This window comes from Ruegeria sp. CDSB114, from assembly GCF_059611025.1.
On record NZ_JBXWOT010000010.1, the window covers coordinates 83,843 to 105,444 of the forward strand.

16 protein-coding genes and 1 pseudogene are annotated in these 21,602 nt (G+C 59.0%); 9 read left to right on the top strand and 8 right to left on the bottom strand.

The features are described from left to right. Positions 1–55: 55 nt before the first annotated feature. Positions 56–1,999, top strand: a complete 1,944-nt coding sequence (locus tag AC2FIP_RS17610; protein WP_496787490.1) for a multiheme c-type cytochrome — start codon at positions 56–58, stop codon at positions 1,997–1,999. Between the two features lie 145 nt (positions 2,000–2,144). Continuing rightward, positions 2,145–2,453 carry a hypothetical protein gene (locus AC2FIP_RS17615; RefSeq protein WP_496787492.1) on the top strand — a complete coding sequence of 103 codons (309 nt, stop codon included), beginning with the start codon at positions 2,145–2,147 and terminating at the stop codon, positions 2,451–2,453. Between the two features lie 27 nt (positions 2,454–2,480). On the opposite strand, the pseudogene AC2FIP_RS17620 reads toward AC2FIP_RS17615, so the two are convergent. Continuing rightward, positions 2,481–3,056, bottom strand: a pseudogene (locus AC2FIP_RS17620) (tyrosine-type recombinase/integrase). A gap of 340 nt (positions 3,057–3,396) precedes the next feature. Next, positions 3,397–5,679: an adenosylcobalamin-dependent ribonucleoside-diphosphate reductase gene (locus tag AC2FIP_RS17625; protein WP_496787493.1), complete on the bottom strand. Its 2,283-nt coding sequence runs from the start codon at positions 5,677–5,679 to the stop codon at positions 3,397–3,399. Positions 5,680–5,807: 128 nt separating this feature from the next. Between AC2FIP_RS17625 and AC2FIP_RS17630 the strand changes: the two genes are divergently transcribed. Then, entirely contained in the window at positions 5,808–6,239 is a 432-nt protein-coding gene (locus AC2FIP_RS17630; RefSeq protein ID WP_496787494.1) for a DUF1489 family protein, read from the top strand. Here AC2FIP_RS17630 and hisG read toward each other — a convergent pair whose 3' ends face one another. From hisG to hisS, 3 genes are read right to left on the bottom strand one after another with little or no spacing between them, the layout of a single operon-like run. Further along, on the bottom strand, positions 6,240–6,929 hold the full coding sequence (gene hisG, locus AC2FIP_RS17635; RefSeq protein WP_496787495.1) for an ATP phosphoribosyltransferase: 690 nt from the start codon (positions 6,927–6,929) through the stop codon (positions 6,240–6,242). After that, a complete protein-coding gene (locus tag AC2FIP_RS17640; protein ID WP_496787496.1) occupies positions 6,926–8,014 on the bottom strand; it encodes an ATP phosphoribosyltransferase regulatory subunit in 1,089 nt (362 codons plus the stop codon). Before AC2FIP_RS17640 ends, hisG begins: the two co-directional genes overlap by 4 nt. 3 nt (positions 8,015–8,017) lie before the next feature. Beyond that, the gene (gene hisS, locus AC2FIP_RS17645) at positions 8,018–9,505 is read right to left on the bottom strand and encodes a histidine--tRNA ligase (RefSeq protein WP_496787498.1); all 1,488 of its coding nucleotides are present in this window, start codon (positions 9,503–9,505) and stop codon (positions 8,018–8,020) included. Between the two features lie 127 nt (positions 9,506–9,632). Here hisS and AC2FIP_RS17650 point away from each other — a divergent pair, with 127 nt between their 5' ends. Next, entirely contained in the window at positions 9,633–9,827 is a 195-nt protein-coding gene (locus AC2FIP_RS17650; RefSeq protein WP_142638896.1) for a SlyX family protein, read from the top strand. A 4-nt stretch (positions 9,828–9,831) separates the two neighbouring features. On the opposite strand, the gene AC2FIP_RS17655 is transcribed toward AC2FIP_RS17650, so the two are convergent. The 3 genes from AC2FIP_RS17655 to dnaE all read right to left on the bottom strand — a co-directional run bounded on the left by AC2FIP_RS17655 (position 9,832) and on the right by dnaE (position 14,008). Then, the gene (locus tag AC2FIP_RS17655) at positions 9,832–10,200 is read right to left on the bottom strand and encodes a hypothetical protein (protein WP_282022355.1); all 369 of its coding nucleotides are present in this window, start codon (positions 10,198–10,200) and stop codon (positions 9,832–9,834) included. Between the two features lie 5 nt (positions 10,201–10,205). Continuing rightward, positions 10,206–10,418: a YMGG-like glycine zipper-containing protein gene (locus AC2FIP_RS17660; RefSeq protein ID WP_282022354.1), complete on the bottom strand. Its 213-nt coding sequence runs from the start codon at positions 10,416–10,418 to the stop codon at positions 10,206–10,208. Positions 10,419–10,507: 89 nt separating this feature from the next. Continuing rightward, positions 10,508–14,008 carry a DNA polymerase III subunit alpha gene (gene dnaE, locus AC2FIP_RS17665; protein WP_496709676.1) on the bottom strand — a complete coding sequence of 1,167 codons (3,501 nt, stop codon included), beginning with the start codon at positions 14,006–14,008 and terminating at the stop codon, positions 10,508–10,510. A gap of 343 nt (positions 14,009–14,351) precedes the next feature. Between dnaE and xdhA the strand changes: the two genes are divergently transcribed. The 5 genes from xdhA to AC2FIP_RS17690 are packed head-to-tail and all read left to right on the top strand — an operon-like array spanning position 14,352 to position 21,601. Further along, positions 14,352–15,713 carry a xanthine dehydrogenase small subunit gene (gene xdhA, locus AC2FIP_RS17670; RefSeq protein ID WP_496787499.1) on the top strand — a complete coding sequence of 454 codons (1,362 nt, stop codon included), beginning with the start codon at positions 14,352–14,354 and terminating at the stop codon, positions 15,711–15,713. Further along, positions 15,710–18,034, top strand: a complete 2,325-nt coding sequence (gene xdhB / locus AC2FIP_RS17675) for a xanthine dehydrogenase molybdopterin binding subunit (protein ID WP_496787500.1) — start codon at positions 15,710–15,712, stop codon at positions 18,032–18,034. Before xdhA ends, xdhB begins: the two co-directional genes overlap by 4 nt. Continuing rightward, positions 18,034–18,969 (top strand): xanthine dehydrogenase accessory protein XdhC, encoded by a 936-nt coding sequence (gene xdhC, locus AC2FIP_RS17680; protein WP_496787501.1) that lies wholly within the window; start codon positions 18,034–18,036, stop codon positions 18,967–18,969. Before xdhB ends, xdhC begins: the two co-directional genes overlap by 1 nt. Further along, on the top strand, positions 18,966–20,483 hold the full coding sequence (locus AC2FIP_RS17685; protein WP_142638946.1) for an ABC transporter ATP-binding protein: 1,518 nt from the start codon (positions 18,966–18,968) through the stop codon (positions 20,481–20,483). The genes xdhC and AC2FIP_RS17685 overlap by 4 nt, the downstream gene beginning before the upstream one ends. 35 nt (positions 20,484–20,518) lie before the next feature. Then, the gene (locus AC2FIP_RS17690) at positions 20,519–21,601 is read left to right on the top strand and encodes an ABC transporter permease (protein WP_142638948.1); all 1,083 of its coding nucleotides are present in this window, start codon (positions 20,519–20,521) and stop codon (positions 21,599–21,601) included. The last annotated feature ends 1 nt before the right edge of the window (position 21,602 follow it).

A 21,602-nucleotide genomic window follows, 5' to 3' on the forward strand; every position in this document is an offset into this window, starting at 1 on the left:
GCCCTGCACCATCCCTGTGCATGAACGACCCAGAAAATCGGATGGCCCTCTGAAAATGCAGATTGTAGTCTTGATCCTTCTCTTGCTGCTGGGTCTGCCAGTGATGGCCCAGAGCCTTGACGGCTACTTGGGGTCGGATCGTTGCACCGGTTGCCATAAGGACAGTGCCGCAGGCTGGGCAGGATCGCATCACGCTCAGGCCTGGACAACGCCGTCGCGGGAGACGGTCGCAGGTGACTTCGGCGGAACGGCCTTTCACCATGACGGTATGACCGCCCGGTTTCAGACAGGAGCGGAGGGCGAATACTACGTCGAGGTGATCGAAAAGGATGGATCGCAGGCGGAATACCAAGTGCATTCGGTTGCGGGGATCGAACCACTGCAGCAATATCTTCTCGAGACCGAACCGGGGCAGCTGCAGAGTTTTGACGTGGTCTGGGACACCGAAGAGGGGAAGTGGTTCCACCTTTATCCGGACCAGACCCTGCCTCCGTTGGATGGTCTGCATTGGACGGGTCCCTACAAGACCTGGAATGCGCGCTGTGCAGAGTGCCACGCCACCGGGTTCCGCAAAAACTACGACGCACGCCGTTTAAGCTATGCATCAACCCAGGTCGAAATAGGCGTTGGCTGCGAGGCCTGCCACGGACCGGGAAAGGACCACGTTGATTGGGCTGATACATGGGAAACGACAAGGACACCGCCGCCCGCAAACCATGGATTTCCTGTGGATTTCGCCGATCCTCGGCAGGCAGTCGAACAATGCGCGACGTGCCATTCCAGACGCGAAGCCAACTTGGACGGCAACCCGGTGCCAGGCACGCGTTTTCATGATGCCTACACGCTCGCACTTTTGCGCCCAGGACTTTACCACGCGGACGGGCAGATCCAGGACGAGGTCTATGTCTACGGCTCCTTTCTGCAATCTAAGATGCACGCTCGGGGCGTGACTTGCCTGAATTGCCACGGCGCGCACAGTCTGGACCTGAAGGCAGAAGGCAACGGCCTTTGCACCCAATGCCACAGCCCGGCGGGCAATCCGGACTTCCCAACACTCACAGCAGCAGACTACGACAGCCCTGCACATCACTTCCACCCGGAAAGCAGCGCTGGAGCGAAGTGCCAGTCCTGCCACATGCCAGAACGCGTCTACATGGGCAACGACTGGCGCGCCGATCACTCCTTCCGCATTCCCCGGCCGGATCTTTCGCCGGTGACGGGAGCACCGGATGCCTGCACCGCCTGCCACCGCGGCCAGGACGCAGCCTGGGCAGCTGCACAGATTTCCGCTTGGTATCCGGACGACAGAAACCGTGGCCGGCATTACGGGGAGGTGCTGGCGCGGGGGCGTGCCGATGCGGCAGCGGCCGCCGGCGACTTGACAGCGCTTGCGCAGAATACCAGCCAGCCGGGCATCGTGCGGGCCACTGCGCTCTGGCTTCTGGAGCAGTCCAACGACCCGCTGTTCGCCGCTAGGCTGACGGACCTGCTGCGGGACCCGGATCCGCTTGTCCGCGCTGCCGCGGCCTCTCTGCAGCGCCTTGCACCGCTTCAGGAAAGGGGCAAGCGCCTGGCCGCTGTCTTTGCCGACCCTGCCCGCAATGTGCGCATGGCCGCTGCCCGCGCGATGCTGGGTGATACGGAGAACCGCCTCCAGAACGGAACCGCCAGAGAGCTGCAAGCCGCCATGGCTGAATGGCAGGATGCCATGGCAAACCGGCTCGATTTTCCTGAAACCCACCTACAACTGGGCGGTGTGGCACTGACCATGCGCAACATGGGCATAGCCACATCCGCGTTCCGCGAGGTGGTGCGGCTGGATCCGCAACGGCTGGATGCATGGATGATGCTGGCCAGGATCACAGCGGCAACCCAAGGACGCGTTGCTGCCGCCGCGGTTGTGGCAGAAGCTCTGTCAGCCAATCCGGAACATCCCGCACTTCTGGCCGCACAGGCAGAGCTGGAAGGAAAACCTGCACTGCAAGGAGATAGCGAGTGACTGCTCTTGCCAGAATCCGGAATCTCAGAGCGGACCGCTGAGCTGCTCAGCTTCTGCTATCTCTGAAGCCACCCGGCACACAATGAAATGTTAGCTCAAAAGGCACTGCCTATGAAAACGATCTTGACCGCAATCGTGCCGGCAGTTGCCGGCATCCGGGCCCGCGTCTGCTCAGAATACTGACTGGAACAACGAGGCAACGATCTACCTGTTCGCGCCCGAGACCAAAACCGCAATCGATACACCCTCAGGGCAGATCAAGGGCGTACTCATGTTTGGCGACGCGCTTGAGTATCTGGACTTTGCCTTTATGGGAGCATTTGCCGCCAGTAACGGGAAATGGAGCTTTCTCACCGACTATTTGTACACAGACCTGTCCTTCGGCAACGACACGCCCGAGCCTGTGCGCTCGGAGTTGAGCACTTCGATGACGACCCAGATCCTGAACGGGTAGAGCATCTTCAAATTCGACGCCTAGATATCAAACAGTACTGTCGATTTTGGTGTGACCTAGCAGCAGCTGGGCAGCGCGGAGATTGCCAGTTTTTCGATAGATTTCCGCAGCAATTGTCCGGCGCAAAGAATGCATGCCGTACCCACTCGGCTCTAACACGATGGCCGTCACCCAATCGCGGACAATTCGACCGTACTGTCGCGTCGAAATATGCGAGCGGTCGTGAAACCGGCTGGGAAACATGAGACGGCAGCGGATCAATTCCGGTGACGTGATCCAAGAGGTAATCGTATCGCGCGTGTTTTCAGAGAGTTCGAACTGAACGGGTCGCCGAGTTTTGCTTTAGATAACGGACACCCTTTCGCGAACGCGATCATCCCTCACCAGGTCGGTGACGGCCAGTTTCACCAGATCGCATCCGCGAAGCTTGCTATCAATCGACACATTGAACAGCGCAAGATCGCGCAGGTTGTCCACCAGTTCGACCCGCGCGCGGATCGCCCAAACCTGTTTCGGAAGCAGCGGCCGTTTCTGGCCGACAATCCGGCCCTTGTTCCAGGCTTTTCGTTTCGGAGTGACAGCGGGAAGTTGGACTCTTGGCATGATTTGCCCTCCGATCCTCTCTCCATCCCCAGACATCAGCACCGCGCTGACGAAGTTATCGTACAAGCGGAGTGAATGCCTGCTCTCGGAAGTCAGCCGAGAACACCATTTCTGCCGATGCATTCGGCGGCTACGAGCCCCTTGCCAATTGCTATTGGCGTCCGAAGCGAATGACCGCTTCAGCCCAGCGCCATCTCATTCGTCTGTCTCTGTCAGAGTTGCGAACGGCCCCAGAAGAAATCCGAGGCCGTTTACTCATTCCATCAACCAAAATGACCTAATGAAACGTTTAGGTCATGTCGTGTGACACGTCACATACAACAGAATCCACTACTTCAGCTCACCCGCATTTAGAGTGACCGCAGCTACGGCAGGTCATGCATCCTTCGATCATCACCATGTCGAACTGACCGCAGGACGGGCAGGATTTGCCGCGGGGGCCGTCGAGGTTGACCACTTGCGCCTGAGGGTCGGATTTCAGCCCCATCCCTTCGCCCTCAAGGAAGCCGATATTGATCAGGTGCTGCTCGATCACTCCGCCAATCGCGGCCAGGATCGAGGGGATGTATTTGCCTTTCACCCAGGCCCCGCCACGCGGGTCGAACACCGCCTTGAGTTCCTCAACCACAAAAGACACGTCTCCGCCGCGACGGAATACGGCCGAGATCATGCGGGTCAGCGCCAACGTCCAGGCGTAATGCTCCATGTTCTTGGAGTTGATGAAAACCTCAAACGGACGACGGCGCCCGCCAATGACGATGTCATTGATGGTCAGGTAAATCGCATGCTCGCTGTCGGGCCATTTCAACTTATATGTTGACCCCTCTAGTGATTGTGGGCGGTCCAGCGGTTCGGACATATAGATGACATCACCGCCATCAACCTCGTGCGGCGCATCCGCACTTTCTCCAGGAGCTTTGTCGGCACTCTCTGATACGGTCAGAACCGACCCCGTCACATCGTTGGGGCGATAGGTCGTGCACCCTTTGCAGCCCTGATCCCAGGCCTGCATGTAGACATCTTTGAAAGCGTCAAAGCTGATATCCTCGGGGCAGTTGATCGTCTTGGAAATCGAGCTGTCGATCCATTTCTGTGCCGCCGCCTGCATCTTGACATGATCAGACGGAGGCAGCGTCTGCGCGTTGACGAAATAGTCGGGCAGGTCCTTATCACCAAACTTGTCGCGCCACATCTGGACAGCGTAATCCACGACCTCTTCTTCGGTGCGCGAGCCATCCTTTTGCAACACTTTGCGCGTATACGCATAGGCAAAGACCGGTTCGATCCCTGATGAGACATTGCCCGCATACAGGGAAATCGTCCCCGTCGGGGCAATCGACGTCAGCAGCGCGTTGCGGATGCCGTGTTCGCGGATCGCATCGCGTACGTCGTCATCCATCTGCAGCATTGTGCCGCTGGCCAGGTATTTCTCGGCTTCGAACAAGGGAAACGCCCCCTTTTCCTTTGCCAAATCGACCGACGCCAGATACGCGGCGCGGGCGATTGCGTGCAACCAGCGCTCGGTCTGACGCGCCGCCTCGTCAGAGCCATAGCGTAGACCCAGCATCAACAGTGCATCGGCCAGCCCGGTGACACCCAGACCGATGCGGCGTTTATCTTGCGCCTCGGCCTCTTGTTCGGCCAGCGGGAATTTCGAGGCGTCGACCACATTGTCCATCATGCGAACGGCGGTGGCGACCAGCTCTTGCAGCGCGGCCTCATCCAGATGTGCGGCATCCTCGAACGGTCCGGCCACCAGACGCGCCAGGTTGATCGAGCCCAGCAGGCAGGCGCCATACGGCGGCAGGGGCTGTTCACCGCAGGGGTTCGTCGCCGCGATGGTCTCGACATAGCTGAGGTTGTTGGCCGCATTGATCCGATCGATGAAGATCACGCCCGGCTCGGCATAGTCGTAAGTGGCCTGCATGATCTTGTTCCATAGATCGCGGGCCTGGATGGTGTGATAGACCTTGCCATCAAACACCAGTTCCCACGGGCCATCGGCCTTGACCGCCTCCATGAACGGATCTGTCACCAGAACCGACATGTTGAACATGCGCAGACGGGCCGGGTCGGATTTGGCGGTGATGAACTGTTCGATATCGGGATGATCGCAGCGCATGGTCGCCATCATCGCCCCGCGGCGCGACCCCGCAGACATGATCGTGCGGCACATCGCGTCCCACACATCCATAAAGCTCAGCGGCCCCGAGGCGTCCGCCGCCACCCCGTGTACATCCGCGCCACGCGGACGAATGGTTGAGAAATCATAGCCGATCCCCCCACCCTGCTGCATGGTCAGGGCGGCCTCTTTCAACATATCGAAAATACCGCCCATGCTGTCTGGTATGGTTCCCATGACAAAACAGTTGAACAGGGTCACCCGGCGTGCAGTGCCCGCACCGGCGGTGATGCGTCCGGCGGGCAGATATTTGAAATTCTCCAACGCCTCAAAGAACTTGTCTTCCCAATGAGCAGGGTCCTGTTCCACGCGGGCCAGATCCCGAGCGATACGGCGCCAGCTGTCTTCAACCGTTTGGTCGATGGGTGTTCCATCCGCCTGTTTAAAGCGGTATTTCATGTCCCAGATCTGCTCGGCGATGGGGGCGGCAAAGCGGCTCATTGGTGATTCCCTGTCTTGAAAGAGGTATCCAGATTAGCCCAATTCGCACCTTCACCACAACACCTTGATGAAGCGGTGCAGAAGGCTACAATATAAAGGTAGCCTTGGGACGACTCTGTGGGAAAGCTGTGGATAAGTACGTAAACCTCATAAAACTGTCCGTCGGTTCAGAAAGCGTCGACACGCTGATCGCATGGCAGGAGAGTCGCATGCCTCTGTACGAGGACGGATTGCCGCGCCACGTGACACGCATGTGGCCCAAACGCGAGGCAGAGATTCTGAATGGCGGATCAATCTATTGGGTGATCAAAGGCGTTGTGCAATGCCGTCAGCGCATCCTACGTATGGACGAAGTGATCGGGGATGACGGCATTCGCCGCTGCGCCATTATTCTGGATCCTGAGGTTCATCGCACCCAGAACGCCCTGAGGCGCCCCTTTCAGGGGTGGCGTTATATCAATCCCGAGGACACCCCCGCCGATCTGCCAAAAACCCGCGCGCAGGACGATGCCCTGCCCGATGATCTGAACCGCGCGCTGGCGGATATCGGCGTGCTGTAATCAGGCCAGACGGTCGAGCACCTCAGTCAGAACATCCTTGTCTTCGTCCGTATACTTGGCCACCCGGCTGCGCCATAGGGTTGCCTGCGATTGCAGGATCAGCCCGTCTGTCAGAATTTTCAGGTGGTTGGCGCGCAGGGTTTCCCCCGTTGACGTGATATCGGCAATCGCTTCGGCGGTTTCATTCATTACCGTGCCTTCGGTCGCCCCCTGGCTGTCGACCAACGTATAATCGGCCACGCCCGCATCTGTCAGAAATTCACGCACCAACCGGTGGTATTTGGTCGCAATCCGCAGGCGGTGGCCGTGGGTCTTGCGAAAAGCCGCCGCCGCCGCGTCAAGGTCATCAAGCGTGTCCACGTCGACCCAGCAGGCTGGCGTAGCGATGATCAGATCGGCCTTGCCAACCCCAAGCGGAGATACTTCTTCGACCTGCTGTTCCCAGCGCGGCAGTTTTTCATGCACCAGATCAATTCCGGTGACGCCAAGATGAATGCGACCAGCAGCCAATTCACGCGGAATTTCCCCCGCCGATAACAGGATCAGCGAGACACCCTCGATCCCTTCCACCTTACCGGCATATTCGCGGTCCGACCCACTGCGAGACAGGGTGATGCCGCGCTTTTCGAACCACGAAAAGGTCTTTTCCATCAACCGGCCCTTTGAAGGCACGCCCAGTTTCAAGCTCATTGCGCGTCCTCCTCAATCTCCAGCATCAGGTCCGGGCGCAGCACGCCGCCAACTGCCGGGATTTCTGCCCCTTTGCCCAAGTGGCGGGTCAGTGCATCATAGCGCCCCCCAGTGGCAATGGGCGGCAAATCCGGCCGGCCCTCGGCGTAGAAACCAAAGACAAACCCATCATAATACTCCATCGAGGTCCGGCCATAAGACGCTTCGAAATCCAACCTGCCCACATCCACGCCGCGCGCTTGCAAGGCTGCGATCCGCGCCTCAAGCCGGTCCAGTGCCGGGGTGATCTGCGGCAAGTCCACCGCCACGTCGCGCAGCTGTTCAAGCGCAAAGGGCATGGTTTCGCGAACGTTCAGCAGGGTTTCCAACCCGGCCAGTTCGTTGTCGGAAATCGGTGGGGTATCACGATCCTCACGCAGGGCTTCGATCCGCGCCTGAATTTCAGAGGCGCGGCGCTTGCCGATCATAGGCGCGTCGGTTGCCAAAGGGTCAGCAGCCTCGAGTAAGGTCTTGCGTCCTTCAGGCCCCGGCTTGCGCCCAGCGAAACGGTCCAGCAAGACGCGAAAACGGCGGGGCCGCCACAGATGGCGCATCAGGGCCGCCTTGCGCCGGTCGGAAGTCCTCAGCCCCTGGACAGCAGCGGTCAGAATACCGATATCCCCGGTTGCCGCCCGCAGGGGCAACCCACGCAGTTGCAGCGCAAACAGCGAAAACACTTCGGCATCGGCACTGGCCGGATCGGTGCGATCAAACACCTCATACCCGACCTGGATATATTCATTCGCGCGATCCGGATCGTGTTCCTGCCTTCGAAACACCTCACCCGAGTAGGTATACCGCGCCGGTTCGGCACCGTCGGACATGTGCATCTGCACCACCGGCAGCGTGAAATCCGGGCGCAGCATTTGTTCACCATGCAACGCATCCGAGGTCACGTAAGCACGGGCACGAATGTCTTCCCCATAGAGGCCCAGCAACGTTTCAGCCGGTTGCAACAGAGGCGGATCAACAACCCGGGCACCTGCGGTCTCGAAACGCACCCGCATCATTGCTGCGCGCGTCTGTATCTGAGTACGGTTGGCCATGGCTCAGTCCTGATTGTCCAGAATTTCGCGCACCTTGGCGACCAGATCACCGCGCGGAACCTCGAACTGGCTTGGGCGTTCTTTCCATTCCTCAAGCGTGGCGCTTTCGGCTATCTTTGCACCAAGGATCAGGTCCTTGATCTGCACGATCCCATTCGCCTTTTCGTCGCCACCTTCGATGACCGCAATGGGTGAGTTCCGCTTGTCCGCATATTTCAGCTGATTGCCAAAATTTTTGGGGTTGCCCAGATACACCTCGGCCCGGATACCTGCATTGCGCAGCTCGGCCACCATGGCCTGATAATCCGCCATGCGGTCGCGATCCATCACGGTGACAACCACAGGTCCCTTGGCCTGTGCGCTGATCCGCCCCTTTTCGCGCAGAGCAGCCAACAGGCGGTCGACACCAATGGAGACACCAGTCGCTGGCACTTCCTGTCCAGTGAAACGCTTGACCAGATCGTCATAGCGCCCGCCGCCTGCGACAGAGCCGAACTGCCGCTTGCGGCCTTTCTCGTCAAAGATATCAAAGGTCAACTCGGCCTCATAGACCGGACCGGTGTAATAGCCCAACCCACGCACGACCGATGGGTCAATCTCGATCCGATCCGCGCCATAGCCGCCAGCTTCCAGCAAGGTCCCGATCTGTTCCAGTTCGCCAATGCCATCCGCACCGATTTGGCTGTCGCCCACGGCGGCACGCAGATTGGCCAACGTTCCTGCGGTATCTGCAGCTTTGGAGGTCAGGAAGGCGATGACCGGTTCTGCCTGATCATCGCTTAGACCCACGCCGTCGATGAAGGCACCTGACGCGTCCAAACGACCCTTGGTCAGCAATTCGCGCACGCCTGCTTTGCCCACCTTATCGAACTTGTCGATGGTGCGCAGCACGCTGTCACGGGCGGCGGCGTCTTCGCCCAGACCCATCGCCTCGATCACGCCGTTCAGTACCTTGCGATTATTCACCCGCACCAGATAGTCACCGCGCGGGATGCCCACGGTTTCCAGCGTATCCGACAACATGGCGCAAATCTCGGCATCCGCCGCCATTGATGCGGTACCCACCGTATCCGCATCACATTGATAAAACTGACGATACCGCCCCGGGCCTGGCTTTTCGTTGCGCCAGACCGGACCCATCGCATAGCGGCGATACGGTGTCGGCAGATCGTTGCGGTGCTGCGCATAGACGCGGGCCAATGGCGCGGTCAGGTCATAGCGCAGGGCCATCCAATCGCCCTTGTCGTTCTCATCGAATTCCTGCCAGGCAAAGACGCCTTCGTTCGGGCGATCCACGTCAGGCAGGAACTTGCCCAGCGCTTCGACCGTTTCGACCGCGCTGCTCTCCAAAGCATCAAAGCCATAGCGATGATAGACACCCGCGATAGTCCGCAGCATCTCGGTGCGCTGCGTGACTTCCTCGCCAAAATAGTCGCGAAACCCTTTCGGCGTTACGGCCTTGGGGCGGGGCTGTTTCTTGGGCTTGGCCATTTGGGGCGTCCTTGGGCGTTAGTGTTCCGCGCGCGGTCTATCCCATGGCCCGTTTCGGGGCAAGGCGCGCTTTCGCTGGCCTTGCACAGCCGGTGCCGTTATGACCGGCCCGAGACAGGAGTTTCCAATGCAACATCTGGAAGAGCAGATCGCCCATCTGACCCGCACGGTCGAAGATCTGAACACAATCGTCACGCGCCAGCAGGATGAGATCGACAACTTGACCCGCCGGGTTGAGGTGCTGATGCGCCGCGAAGGTGAACGGGCACAAGAAGGATCAGGCGGCATCATCCTCGGAGACGAACGCCCGCCGCATTATTGAGCGATCACAAGCCCAGCGTCGTCTTCACCGCATTATCGACTACCCCGCCCAAAAGGGCGTTGTGGTCCTCGGCACAGCCCTCTTTCAGTGCTTCAAGAAACGTTTCGCGCAGCTGCGCCTGATCCTCGTCCGAGCTTGCGTGATCATTGATATCTATCTGGCGGTTATAGATCGACAGTGCTGTCATCTTCTCGACAACCGCAAAGATATAGGCCTCATCACCGTCCGACTCTTCAACCACCGTTGCACAGGTATGATACATGACGGGCAATGCGTCCTGAACCATTTGTTCAGCAGCTTCGTCGGCGATGGCCATGCCCGGAACGATCATGCACAGGCTTGCGAGAGCGGTTTTCATTTGGGTCAAACGCATCGTAGTCATTTCCAGTTATGTCCAATAAGGGCCCCGGCCACGCCGCCGATTGCCGCGCCCTTGCCATCACCAATCAAAGCACCGACGCCCGCCCCGATCAACGCGCCTTCAATCGTTTGTTTTTTCTTCTTGTTGTCCGCCACACCTGCTGAGGCTGTGACCAAGGCCATCGACGCGGCCAATATCAATGTTCGAAAACCGAAATGTGGGATCGTCATATGGTTGCCCTCCTGTGGCATCACCAGAAAATCTCTTTCAGTCCTCAGCCTACCCGGCGGGCGAATATCAGGCAACTTTTCCGGGGCGGTCAGATTTCCTCGACCGACATCACACCGTCCAGCGACTTGATCGCCCCTTTGATCTGCGGGTTGATCGGGAATTCCTGCCCGAGGTCCATCTCGACATCTCCCGGCAGGCCAGGATCAAGCAGGCACAGATGGATAGGCCCTTTCGCAGCCCCCTTGGCTGCGCCAGCGGCATCTTCCAGAACTTTGGCAACTGTGGGCAGAACCTGCGACTGGTCAACAAAAATGCGCAGCCCGGTCGCCCCTGCCTCGGCCACGACCGCATCTACCGGCCCGACGGACCGGCCTAGCAGTTTGAGTTGATCGGCCTCCATCGTTGCTTCGGCGGTCAGCACCACCTGTGCACCGGTTTCCAGAAACTCACGGGATTTCTCCAGCGTTTCGGAAAACAGTGTGACCTCATAGGCACCTGTAGGGTCAGAAAGTTGGGCAAAGGCAAACCGGTTTCCGCGCGCAGATTTCCGTTCCTGCCGCCCAGCCACTACACCGGCCATCTTGGCGATCAGCGGACCCGAGCGTGCCTTTTCCATCACCTCATCCAGTGTCAGTACCTGCTTGCGTTTTAGGGCAGGCATATAATCATCCAGCGGGTGGCCGGACAGGTAAAATCCGATGGCCTTGAACTCTTCGCTCAAACGCTCGGCAGGCAACCAGTCCGGCGTCGGCGAAAGGCGTGGCTCGGGCAGGTCGTCGCCCGCCTCGCCGAACAGCGATACCTGGTTCGAGTTCTTCTGATCGTGGATCGCAGCTGAATATTGCACCAGTGGATCAAGGCTTTCGAAGACGCGGCGGCGGTTCTTGTCGAGTTCATCAAACGCGCCAGCACGCGCCAGCATTTCCAAGGGCCGCTTGCCGACCTTCTTCAGATCAACGCGGCGGGCAAAGTCGAAGAGGTTGACGAACGGTTTGCCTGCACGTCCTTCTACTACCAAATTCATAGCCTCAACGCCGACGTTTTTCAACGCGCCCAGCGCGTAAACCAGATGCTGATCCACCACGTCAAACGTGGATTGCGAGCGGTTCACGCAGGGCGGTATGTAAGGCAGTTCCAACCCTTTGCGGACTTCCTCGAAGTAAACCGCCAGCTTGTCAGTCAGATGGATATCGCAGTTCATGACCCCGGCCATGAACTCGACCGGGTGGTTCGCCTTCAACCAGCCGGTCTGATAGCTGACCACGGCATAGGCGGCAGCGTGGGATTTGTTGAAGCCATAGTTGGCGAATTTATCCAACAGGTTCCAGACCTCGGTCGCCTTAGCCTCGTCCACGTCATTCTCAGCAGCGCCTTTGAGGAACTTAGGCCGCTCGGCATCCATCGCCTCCTGAATTTTCTTACCCATCGCGCGGCGCAGCAAATCCGCTCCGCCAAGGCTATAGCCCGCCATTTCCTGAGCGATCTGCATAACCTGTTCCTGGTAGACGATAATGCCTTGGGTTTCGTCCAGGATATGGTCGATGGAAGGGTGCAGCGTGTCCCGTTCGCTCAGCTTGTTCTTGACCTCGCAGAACTTGGGGATGTTCTCCATCGGGCCCGGACGGTATAGCGCGACGAGGGCGATGATATCCTCGATACAATCCGGTTTCATCCGCTTGAGCGCATCCATCATGCCCGAGGATTCCACCTGGAACACCGCTACGGTCTTGGCCGCTGAGTAGAGTTTGTAAGTCGCTTCATCATCCAGCGGGATGGCGTTGATCTGGTTCGCGGCCCCCTCGGCGGCTTCGTACAGCTCGGTGCCATCAGCAGCGATGTGCAGGTCGCGCCCGGATTTGAAGATCAGATCCATCGCATTCTGGATCACGGTCAGGGTTTTCAGACCCAGAAAGTCGAATTTAACCAGACCGGCCTGTTCTACCCATTTCATGTTGAATTGGGTCGCAGGCATGTCGGAACGCGGATCCTGATACAGCGGCACCAGCGCATCCAGCGGACGGTCGCCAATCACCACACCAGCCGCGTGGGTCGACGCGTTTCGCAACAGCCCCTCGACCTGCTGGCCATAAGTCAGCAGACGGTCCACAACCTCCTCGTTACGCGCCTCTTCCCGCAGCCGGGGTTCATCTTTCAACGCCTTCTCGATGGAGACGGGTTTGACGCCTTCCACCGGGATCATCTTGGACAGGCGATCCACCTGCCCATATGGCATCTGCAAAACCCGCCCGATGTCACGCACGGCGGCCTTCGACAGCAGCGCGCCAAAAGTTATGATCTGCCCAACCTTGTCGCGCCCATATTTCTGCTGCACGTAGCGGATCACCTCTTCGCGGCGGTCCATGCAGAAGTCGATATCGAAGTCAGGCATCGATACCCGTTCGGGGTTCAGGAAACGTTCGAACAGCAGCGAATAACGCAACGGATCAAGGTCGGTGATCGTCAGCGCATAGGCCACCAGCGACCCCGCGCCCGAGCCCCGCCCCGGCCCAACCGGGATGTCCTGATCCTTTGACCATTGGATGAAATCGGCAACGATCAGGAAATAACCCGGAAACCCCATGCCCTCGATGATGTCCAGTTCGAAATCCAGCCGCTTCTGATACTCTTCAGGGGTTACCGCATGCGGGATCACGGCCAGACGTTTCTGCAGTCCTTCATTGGCTATGCGGCGCAGCTCGGCCACCTCGTCATCGGCGAATTTCGGCAGGATCGGATCGCGGCGATAGGCCATGAACGCACAGCGCCTGGCGATCTCGACCGTGTTTTCGATTGCTTCGGGCAGATCGGCGAACAGGGTCGCCATTTCCTGCTGCGACTTGAAATAATGCTGTGCGGTCAGACGGCGGCGGCCATCCTGCTGATCGACATAAGCGCCCTCGGCAATACAGATCAGCGCATCATGCGCTTCGTACATGTCCGTGGTCGGGAAGTAGACATCGTTGGTAGCCACCAGCGGCAGGTTCTTGGCATAGGCCATTTCAACATGGCCGCGCTCGGTCAGACGTTCGGCCTCGGGCTGACCACCCTCGCCTGGATGGCGCTGTAGTTCGACATACAGACGATCCGGGAACATGGTTGCAAGGCGATCCACCAAGACCTCGGCCGCTGGGCGCTGCCCTTGCTGCAACAAGCGACCCACCGGTCCGTCAGGGCCGCCAGACAGGCAGATCAGACCATCCGAGCGCTCTGCCAGTTCATCCAATGTCACCTGCGGCAACTGCCCGCCCTTGTCCACATACAGGCAAGAGCTGAGCTTCATTAGGTTTTCATACCCGGCCTCTGACTGCGCCAGCAGCACCAGCGGCGCGGGGGCTTTCGCTTTCTCGCCCGGTTGCGCCTGCAGGTAGGTCAGATCGACCTGGCACCCCATGATCGGCTGAACGCCCGCTCCGCTGGCGGTGACCGAAAACTCCAACGCAGAGAACATGCTGTTGGTGTCCGTGACGGCGACGGCGGGCATCTCAAGCTTTTCACACAGACCAGGCAGCTTTTTCAGCCGCACGGCGCCTTCCAGCAGGGAATATTCGGTGTGAACGCGGAGGTGGATGAATCGTGGAGTGCTGCTCATGCCGCCCACGCTATCGCAGCCAGTGGTGGTACAAAAGCCTGAACCGTAGGTTCGGATTGCCAAAAAAACAGGCGTTGATTGTTCGGGAAATCCATAAGGTGCTTCGGACTCTGAGGGTGAAACATGCTACAAAACCTTTTAGTTTCAAGGTGATGAACATCGAAACCATATGAAACACAAGGATCGGACCAATGAAATGATACATCAGAAGCGCGGTTTTTCTTGCCAGATTGGCTGCGCTGTTTCTAACATCTAGTGGCAAGCTATCCGCCCGCACTCTTTCTACGTCGCATCGAAGGAGAGCATTCAGAGGCGCAATTCGGTAACGCGACGGGTTTCACGAATGGATATCACGTTTCTTCTGAACGGAGAGACAGTGGAGTTGGCGAATGTCGATCCGACAGTCACCTTGTTGGATTGGCTGCGCGAGGATCGCTCTCTGACCGGCACCAAAGAGGGCTGCAACGAAGGTGATTGCGGTGCCTGCACTGTCATGGTGACGGATCAGGGAGGAGCCAAAGCTCTGAACTCCTGCATTCTGTTCCTGCCTCAGCTCCACGGCAAAGCGGTGCGCACCGTCGAAGGCGCCAGCAGCCCGGATGGGCAGGCCCACCCGGTTCAGCAGGCAATGGTTGATCTGCACGGGTCGCAATGTGGCTTTTGCACCCCCGGCTTTGTAATGTCGATGGTGGCCGGACATGCGAATGGTGCAACCGATCACGACACACAGCTGGCCGGGAACCTGTGCCGCTGTACGGGCTATGCGCCGATTATCCGTGCCGCCAAAGCCGCCGAAAAGCACCCAGTTCCCGTCTGGATCAAGGACAAGCCTGACGCAGCACCCGCCGCGTCTCCTATGCTGCCGCGGTCCTCGGACGAGCTTGCCGCCATTTATGCCGACCACCCCGAGGCCACCCTGGTCGCAGGCGCGACTGATGTGGGCCTTTGGGTGACCAAACAGTTGCGCGACCTGAAAACAGTAATCTTCATGAACGGTTGCGATGATCTGAAACAGATCACGGTTACAGACGATGAAATTCACCTTGGTGCCATGGTCGATATGAACCGCATGGGCGAAGCGCTGGGGGATCTGCACCCCTCTTATGCTGAAATGATCCGCCGCTATGCCAGCGTACAGGTGCGGCACGCCGCAACCGTAGGCGGTAATATCGCCAATGGGTCACCAATCGGTGACAACCCGCCTGCACTGATTGCCCTGGGCGCCAGCCTGCACCTGCGCAAAGGCGACACAAGGCGAACGCTGCCCTTGGAAGAGTTCTTCATCGACTATGGAAAACAGGATCGCGTACCCGGAGAATTCGTCGAAGCCGTAAGCTTCCCGCGCCAGGCGGATCGGTTGAAATGCTACAAGCTCAGCAAGCGGTTTGATCAGGATATCTCGGCCGTTTGTGGGTGTTTCAACATTACCGTTGCAGAAGGTACCGTCACTCAGGCGCGCATCGCATTTGGCGGAATGGCGGGTGTACCGAAACGCGCCACTCAAGTCGAAGCTTCGTTGACCGGCAAGCCATGGACAGCTGCTACCGTTCAATCCGCTCTGACGATGTTTGCCGAGGATTACGCGCCAATGTCAGATATGCGCGCCTCGGCTCATTACCGCCTTGAGACGGCGAAAGCGATGCTGGAGCGTTATTTCCTTGAAGATCAGGGCCAGGTAACCAATGTGCTGGAGGTGTCGACATGAGCGTGACAAAACCACTGCCTCATGACGCCGCGCCGCTGCATGTCTCCGGTTCGGCCCGCTATGTGGACGATATCCCAACACCAAAAGGCACGTTGCATCTGGCCTTTGGTCTCAGCCCCATCGCCAAGGGCACAATCGCCGCGATTGACCTGTCTGCAGTCAAGGCCGCTGACGGTGTCGTCATGGTGATGACCGCCGAAGACCTGCCCTTTGCGAATGATGTCTCACCGTCCATTCACGATGAACCTTTGTTGTCGGACGGCTCTGTCCACTATATCGGGCAGCCCGTGTTTCTGGTTGTCGCCACCAGCCATCTGGCCGCGCGCAAAGCTGCACGACTGGGCAAGATCGACTATACTGAAGAAACACCAATTCTGACGATTGAAGAGGCGCTGGCCGCCGACAGTCGGTTCGAAGACGGCCCGCGCATCTACACCAAAGGTGATGCAGACGCCGCCATTGCAGGCGCGGCGCATGTGATCGAAGGCAGTTTTGAGCTTGGCGGGCAAGAGCATTTCTATCTGGAAGGTCAGGCTGCACTGGCGGTGCCGAATGAGGGTGCTGATATGCTGGTCCACAGCTCGACCCAGCACCCGACTGAGATTCAGCACAAAGTGGCAGAGGCTCTGGGCGTTCCCATGCATGCTGTGCGCGTTGAAACCCGGCGCATGGGCGGCGGGTTCGGGGGCAAGGAAAGCCAGGGCAACGCACTGGCTGTTTCCTGCGCAGTGGCTGCGCGGGCAACCGGCACAGCCTGCAAGATGCGCTATGACCGCGATGACGACATGATCATCACCGGTAAGCGGCATGCCTTTCGCATTGGCTATAGGGCCGGGTTCGATCAGGATGGGCATATTCAGGGGGTATCCTTTCTGCACCACGCCATATGCGGATGGGCACAAGACCTGTCGCTGCCCGTCGCGGACCGGGCGATGCTGCATTCCGACAATGCGTATCTGCTGCCCAATGCGCGGATCGAAAGTCACCGACTGAAAACCAACACCCAATCTGCCACCGCCTATCGGGGGTTTGGAGGCCCTCAGGGTATGGTTGGAATCGAACGCGTCATGGACCACGCCGCGCATGAGCTGGGTCTGGACCCGGTCGAGCTGCGCCGCAGGAACTACTACGCTGCCCCGGCGGGTACCGATGACCATGCCCCTGATCGCAGTGGCGGCGATACGCCAAACACCACCCCTTATGGCATGGAAGTCGAAGATTTCGAACTTCACGGCATGACCGAAGCCTTGTTGAATTCCAGCGACTATGCCGCGCGCAAGGCAGCAATTCAGAAATGGAATGCCGAGAACAGCGTGATCAAAAAGGGCATCGCCTTCTCTCCGGTCAAGTTCGGCATTTCCTTCACCCTGACCCATCTGAATCAGGCCGGCGCGCTGGTGCATGTGTACCAGGACGGGTCCGTGCACCTGAACCATGGCGGTACCGAGATGGGCCAGGGCCTGTTTCAAAAAGTGGCCCAGGTTGCCGCCTCACGCTTTGGTATTCCGCTAGAGATGGTGAAAATCACCGCCACAGACACGGCCAAAGTGCCGAACACCTCGGCAACGGCGGCATCCTCGGGAAGCGATCTCAACGGCATGGCGGTGAAAGCTGCCTGTGACACGATCCGCGACCGGATGGCAGAGTATCTGGCCGAGCGACATCAGGCCGACCCGTCGGCTGTCACCTTCGGGGATGGTCATGTATCGGTTGGTGAAGAACGCTATACCTTTGCCGAAGCGGCCGCGCTGACCTATCAGGGCCGCATCAGTCTTTCGGCCACCGGCTTCTATAAGACACCCAAGATTGAATGGGACCGGATCAAAGGCCAGGGTCGTCCGTTTTTCTACTTCGCCTATGGCGCCTCGATCACCGAAGTTGCCGTGGACACACTAACCGGTGAGAACCGCATCTTGCGCACGGATATCCTGCATGACGCGGGCGCGTCGCTGAACCCTGCGCTGGATATCGGTCAGGTCGAAGGTGGCTATGTGCAGGGCGCGGGTTGGTTGACGACCGAAGAACTCGTCTGGGATGGCACAGGCAATCTGCGCACCCATGCGCCATCGACCTACAAGATCCCGGCTTGTTCCGATCGCCCCGACATCTTCAACGTTGCGCTTTGGGAGGCTGAAAACCGTGAGGACACGATCTATCGCTCGAAAGCGGTAGGCGAACCTCCATTCATGCTTGGGATATCCGCCTGGCTGGCACTGTCGAATGCGGTGGCGGCCTGCGGAAACAGCTACCCCGCATTGGATGCCCCCGCCACGGCAGAAGAAGTCTGGCATGGTGTCCAAAGGATGAAGGGGGACGACTGATGGGATTTGACCTTGAGACTTTGAGGGAGGCGGTCAAAACCCATGGGCGCGTGATCCGGGTAGTCATCGCCGGGATCAAGGGCTCGTCCCCACGTGAGGTTGGTGCCGCAATGCTGGTCTGGCAGGACGGGCAATCCGGCACGATCGGTGGCGGCACACTTGAGTTTCAGGCAGCCGAAGCGGCGCGGATACAAACCGCCCAATCGCGCCTGACCCATCACGCGCTTGGCCCCGACATGGGCCAGTGCTGCGGTGGCGCTGTTTCCTTGCTAAGCGAGGTCTATGACCGCAACAACATCAACGATCTGGACGACAGCATCATCGCGCGACCAACATCGGGCCAGGACATGCCACTGTCGGTCAAACGCCTGTTGACCGAAGCCCGCGGACAGGGGATTGCACCAGAGGCACAGCTGATCGAAGGCTGGATGGTCGAGCCGGTCCACAAACCCGCGCGTGCACTGTGGGTCTGGGGCGCGGGTCACGTCGGTCGCGCCTTGGTGGATGTCCTGTCACCGCTGCCCGATCTCGCAATCACCTGGGTCGATACAGGATCCAAGCGGTTTCCGGAAACCGTACCGAACGGAGTCACCGCCGTCCCTGCCGCGAAACCAGCGGAACTGGTTCGGCATGCGCCGCGTGATGCTGAACATCTGGTGCTGACTTATTCACACAATCTGGACTTGGAATTGTGCAACCGTCTGCTTTCGCACGATTTCCGCTTTGCGGGGCTGATCGGCTCGGCTACGAAATGGGCGCGGTTCCGGTCTCGGCTGGCGGCGCTGGGGCACTCGCCCGAGCGGATCAGCCGGATCACCTGCCCGATTGGCGACCCGGGCCTGGGCAAGCACCCGCAGATGATTGCCGTGGGCGTCGCAGCACAACTGCTGCGCCCGATTGGGCAAAACAATTTGAAGAAGGATCTGAGCGCGTGACCACTCCACTGCTAAGTTTGCAAGGACTGACCAAAGCCTATCCCGGCGTCGTGGCCAATGATCAGGTGTCCTTTGACATCGGTGAGGGCGAAGTTCATGCCCTGTTGGGCGAAAACGGTGCGGGGAAATCCACGCTGGTCAAAATGATCTATGGCTTGGTGAAGCCAGACAGCGGCACCATGCTGTTGCGTGGCCAACCCTTTGCTCCGCCCGAGCCGCGCGCCGCGCGTGCTGACGGAATCGCGATGGTATTTCAGCATTTTTCGCTGTTCGACGCGCTGAACGTGGCCGAGAACATCGCATTGGGGATGGAGAACCCGCCACCAATGGGCGACCTGGCCTCGCGCATTCGGGAAGTTTCGGAAACCTACGGCCTACCGCTGGACCCCTTTCGTACAGTCGGTGACCTGTCTGCGGGGGAACGCCAACGGGTTGAGATCATTCGCTGCCTTCTGCAGGATCCAAAGCTTTTGATCATGGATGAACCGACCAGTGTTCTGACGCCGCAAGAAGTCGATATCCTTTTCGAAACGCTGAATAAATTGCGGTCTGAAGGCACATCGATCCTGTATATCTCGCACAAGCTTGAAGAAATCCGCACCCTATGCGACCACGCTACGATCTTGCGTCTGGGCAAGAATGTGGGCGAATGCGTTCCGTCTGAAACCTCGGCCCGGGAGATGGCCGAGTTGATGGTCGGTTCAACCCTGCAAACACCTGAGCGCGGAGGCCGCGAGTTCGGCGAGGTCGCGCTGGATGTCAGCGGGCTTTCCGTGCCTTCACCGTCTGAATTTGGCACCGCGCTGAAGAATGTCCACATGACAGTTCGCAAGGGCGAAGTGCTGGGAATTGGCGGTGTTGCTGGCAACGGACAGGACGAACTGCTGGGTGTCCTGTCTGGCGAAATCCAGACAGCTGCCGATGCGATCAAATTCGATGGCCAGCCGATTGGCAAACTGGGCCCAACCGCACGGCGCAAGCTGGGCGTACTGACCGCCCCCGAAGAGCGGTTGGGACATGCAGCCGCCCCAGACATGAGCCTGACCGAAAACGCCCTGCTGACCGGATCGGTCCGCGAAGGGTTGGAAAGCAACGGGTTCTTGAAATGGGCAGATACCAAAAGCTTTGCTGAAAAGATCATCAGCGCTTTTGATGTGCGCACGCCGGGGCCCGAGAATGCGGCCCGGTCATTGTCAGGCGGCAACCTACAGAAATTCGTGATCGGACGCGAAGTGTTGCAGAACCCCGATGTGCTGGTCGTGAACCAACCCACATGGGGGGTGGACGCCGCTGCCGCTGCGTCGATCCGACAGGCCATTCTGGACCTTGCCGCCAAGGGCACGGCGGTGGTCTGCATCAGCCAGGATCTGGACGAATTGATGGAAATCTCGGACAGCTTTGCCGCCCTGAACGAAGGCAGGCTCAGCGCGCCACGCACAACCACGGGTCTGACCGTGGATGAGATCGGCCTGATGATGGGCGGTGCACATGGCATGGAGGTAGCCCATGTCTGATGCAAAACAAAATATGACGACAGGGGTGTGAGCAGATGATTGTATTGGAGAAACGGCCACAGCCGTCCAAAGCGTGGTCTTATGCGACCCCGCTTGTGGCGGTACTGGCGACGATGCTGTTTGGCGGCATATTGTTTGCCGTCCTGGGTAAAAACCCGGTTCAGGCTATCGGCACCATTTTCTGGGAGCCTCTGTTCGGTGAATTCGCCTTTTATTACCGCCCGCAGCTGCTGGTGAAGGGCGCGCCGTTGGTGCTGATTGCGATTGGCCTGTCGTTAGGCTTCCGCGCCGGTATCTGGAACATCGGCGCCGAGGGTCAGTATATCATGGGCGCCATCTTTGGCGCGGGGGCCGGGCTGGCCTTTTACCCGCTGGATGCCTGGTATGTCTTTCCGATCATGGTGATGGCAGGTGCGCTTGGCGGTTGGCTCTGGGCCTCTATTCCGGCCTTTCTGAAGGTGCGCTTTGGCACCAATGAAATTCTGGTTTCGCTGATGCTGGTCTATGTGGCTGAACAGATGATGGCCTCGGTCTCGCTGGGACTGCTGAAAAACCCTGAAGGGTTCGGTTTTCCGGGTTCACGCAATCTTCAATCCTATGAGAGTGCGCATAATGCCGAGCTGATCGCAGGATCGGGGATGCATTGGGGCGTTGTGACCGCACTGATAGCCGTGATCTTTTCCTATATCCTGCTGAACCGGCACATGCTGGGCTTTCACATCCGCCTGACGGGTGAGGCCCCGCGCGCTGCCAAATTCGCCGGGGTAAACCCAGCACGGCTGATCCTGTTCTGTCTTGGCCTGTCAGGCGCACTGGCCGGGCTCGCGGGGATGTTCGAAGTCTCGGGCCCCTCGGGTGTTGTCAGCATCGACTTCAACGTCGGCTATGGCTTTACCGCGATCATCGTGGCCTTTCTGGGTCGACTGCATCCGGTGGGCATCCTGCTAGCCGGTGGCCTAATGGCGTTGACCTATATCGGTGGTGAAATTGCGCAGTCCCAAATGGGTCTTCCTGCCGCGGCCATTCAAGTATTCCAGGGGATGCTGCTGTTCTTCCTGCTGGCCTTCGACCTTTTGACCAACTACCGCATCCGTGCGGCCCGTAGCGAGGTGGCGTAAT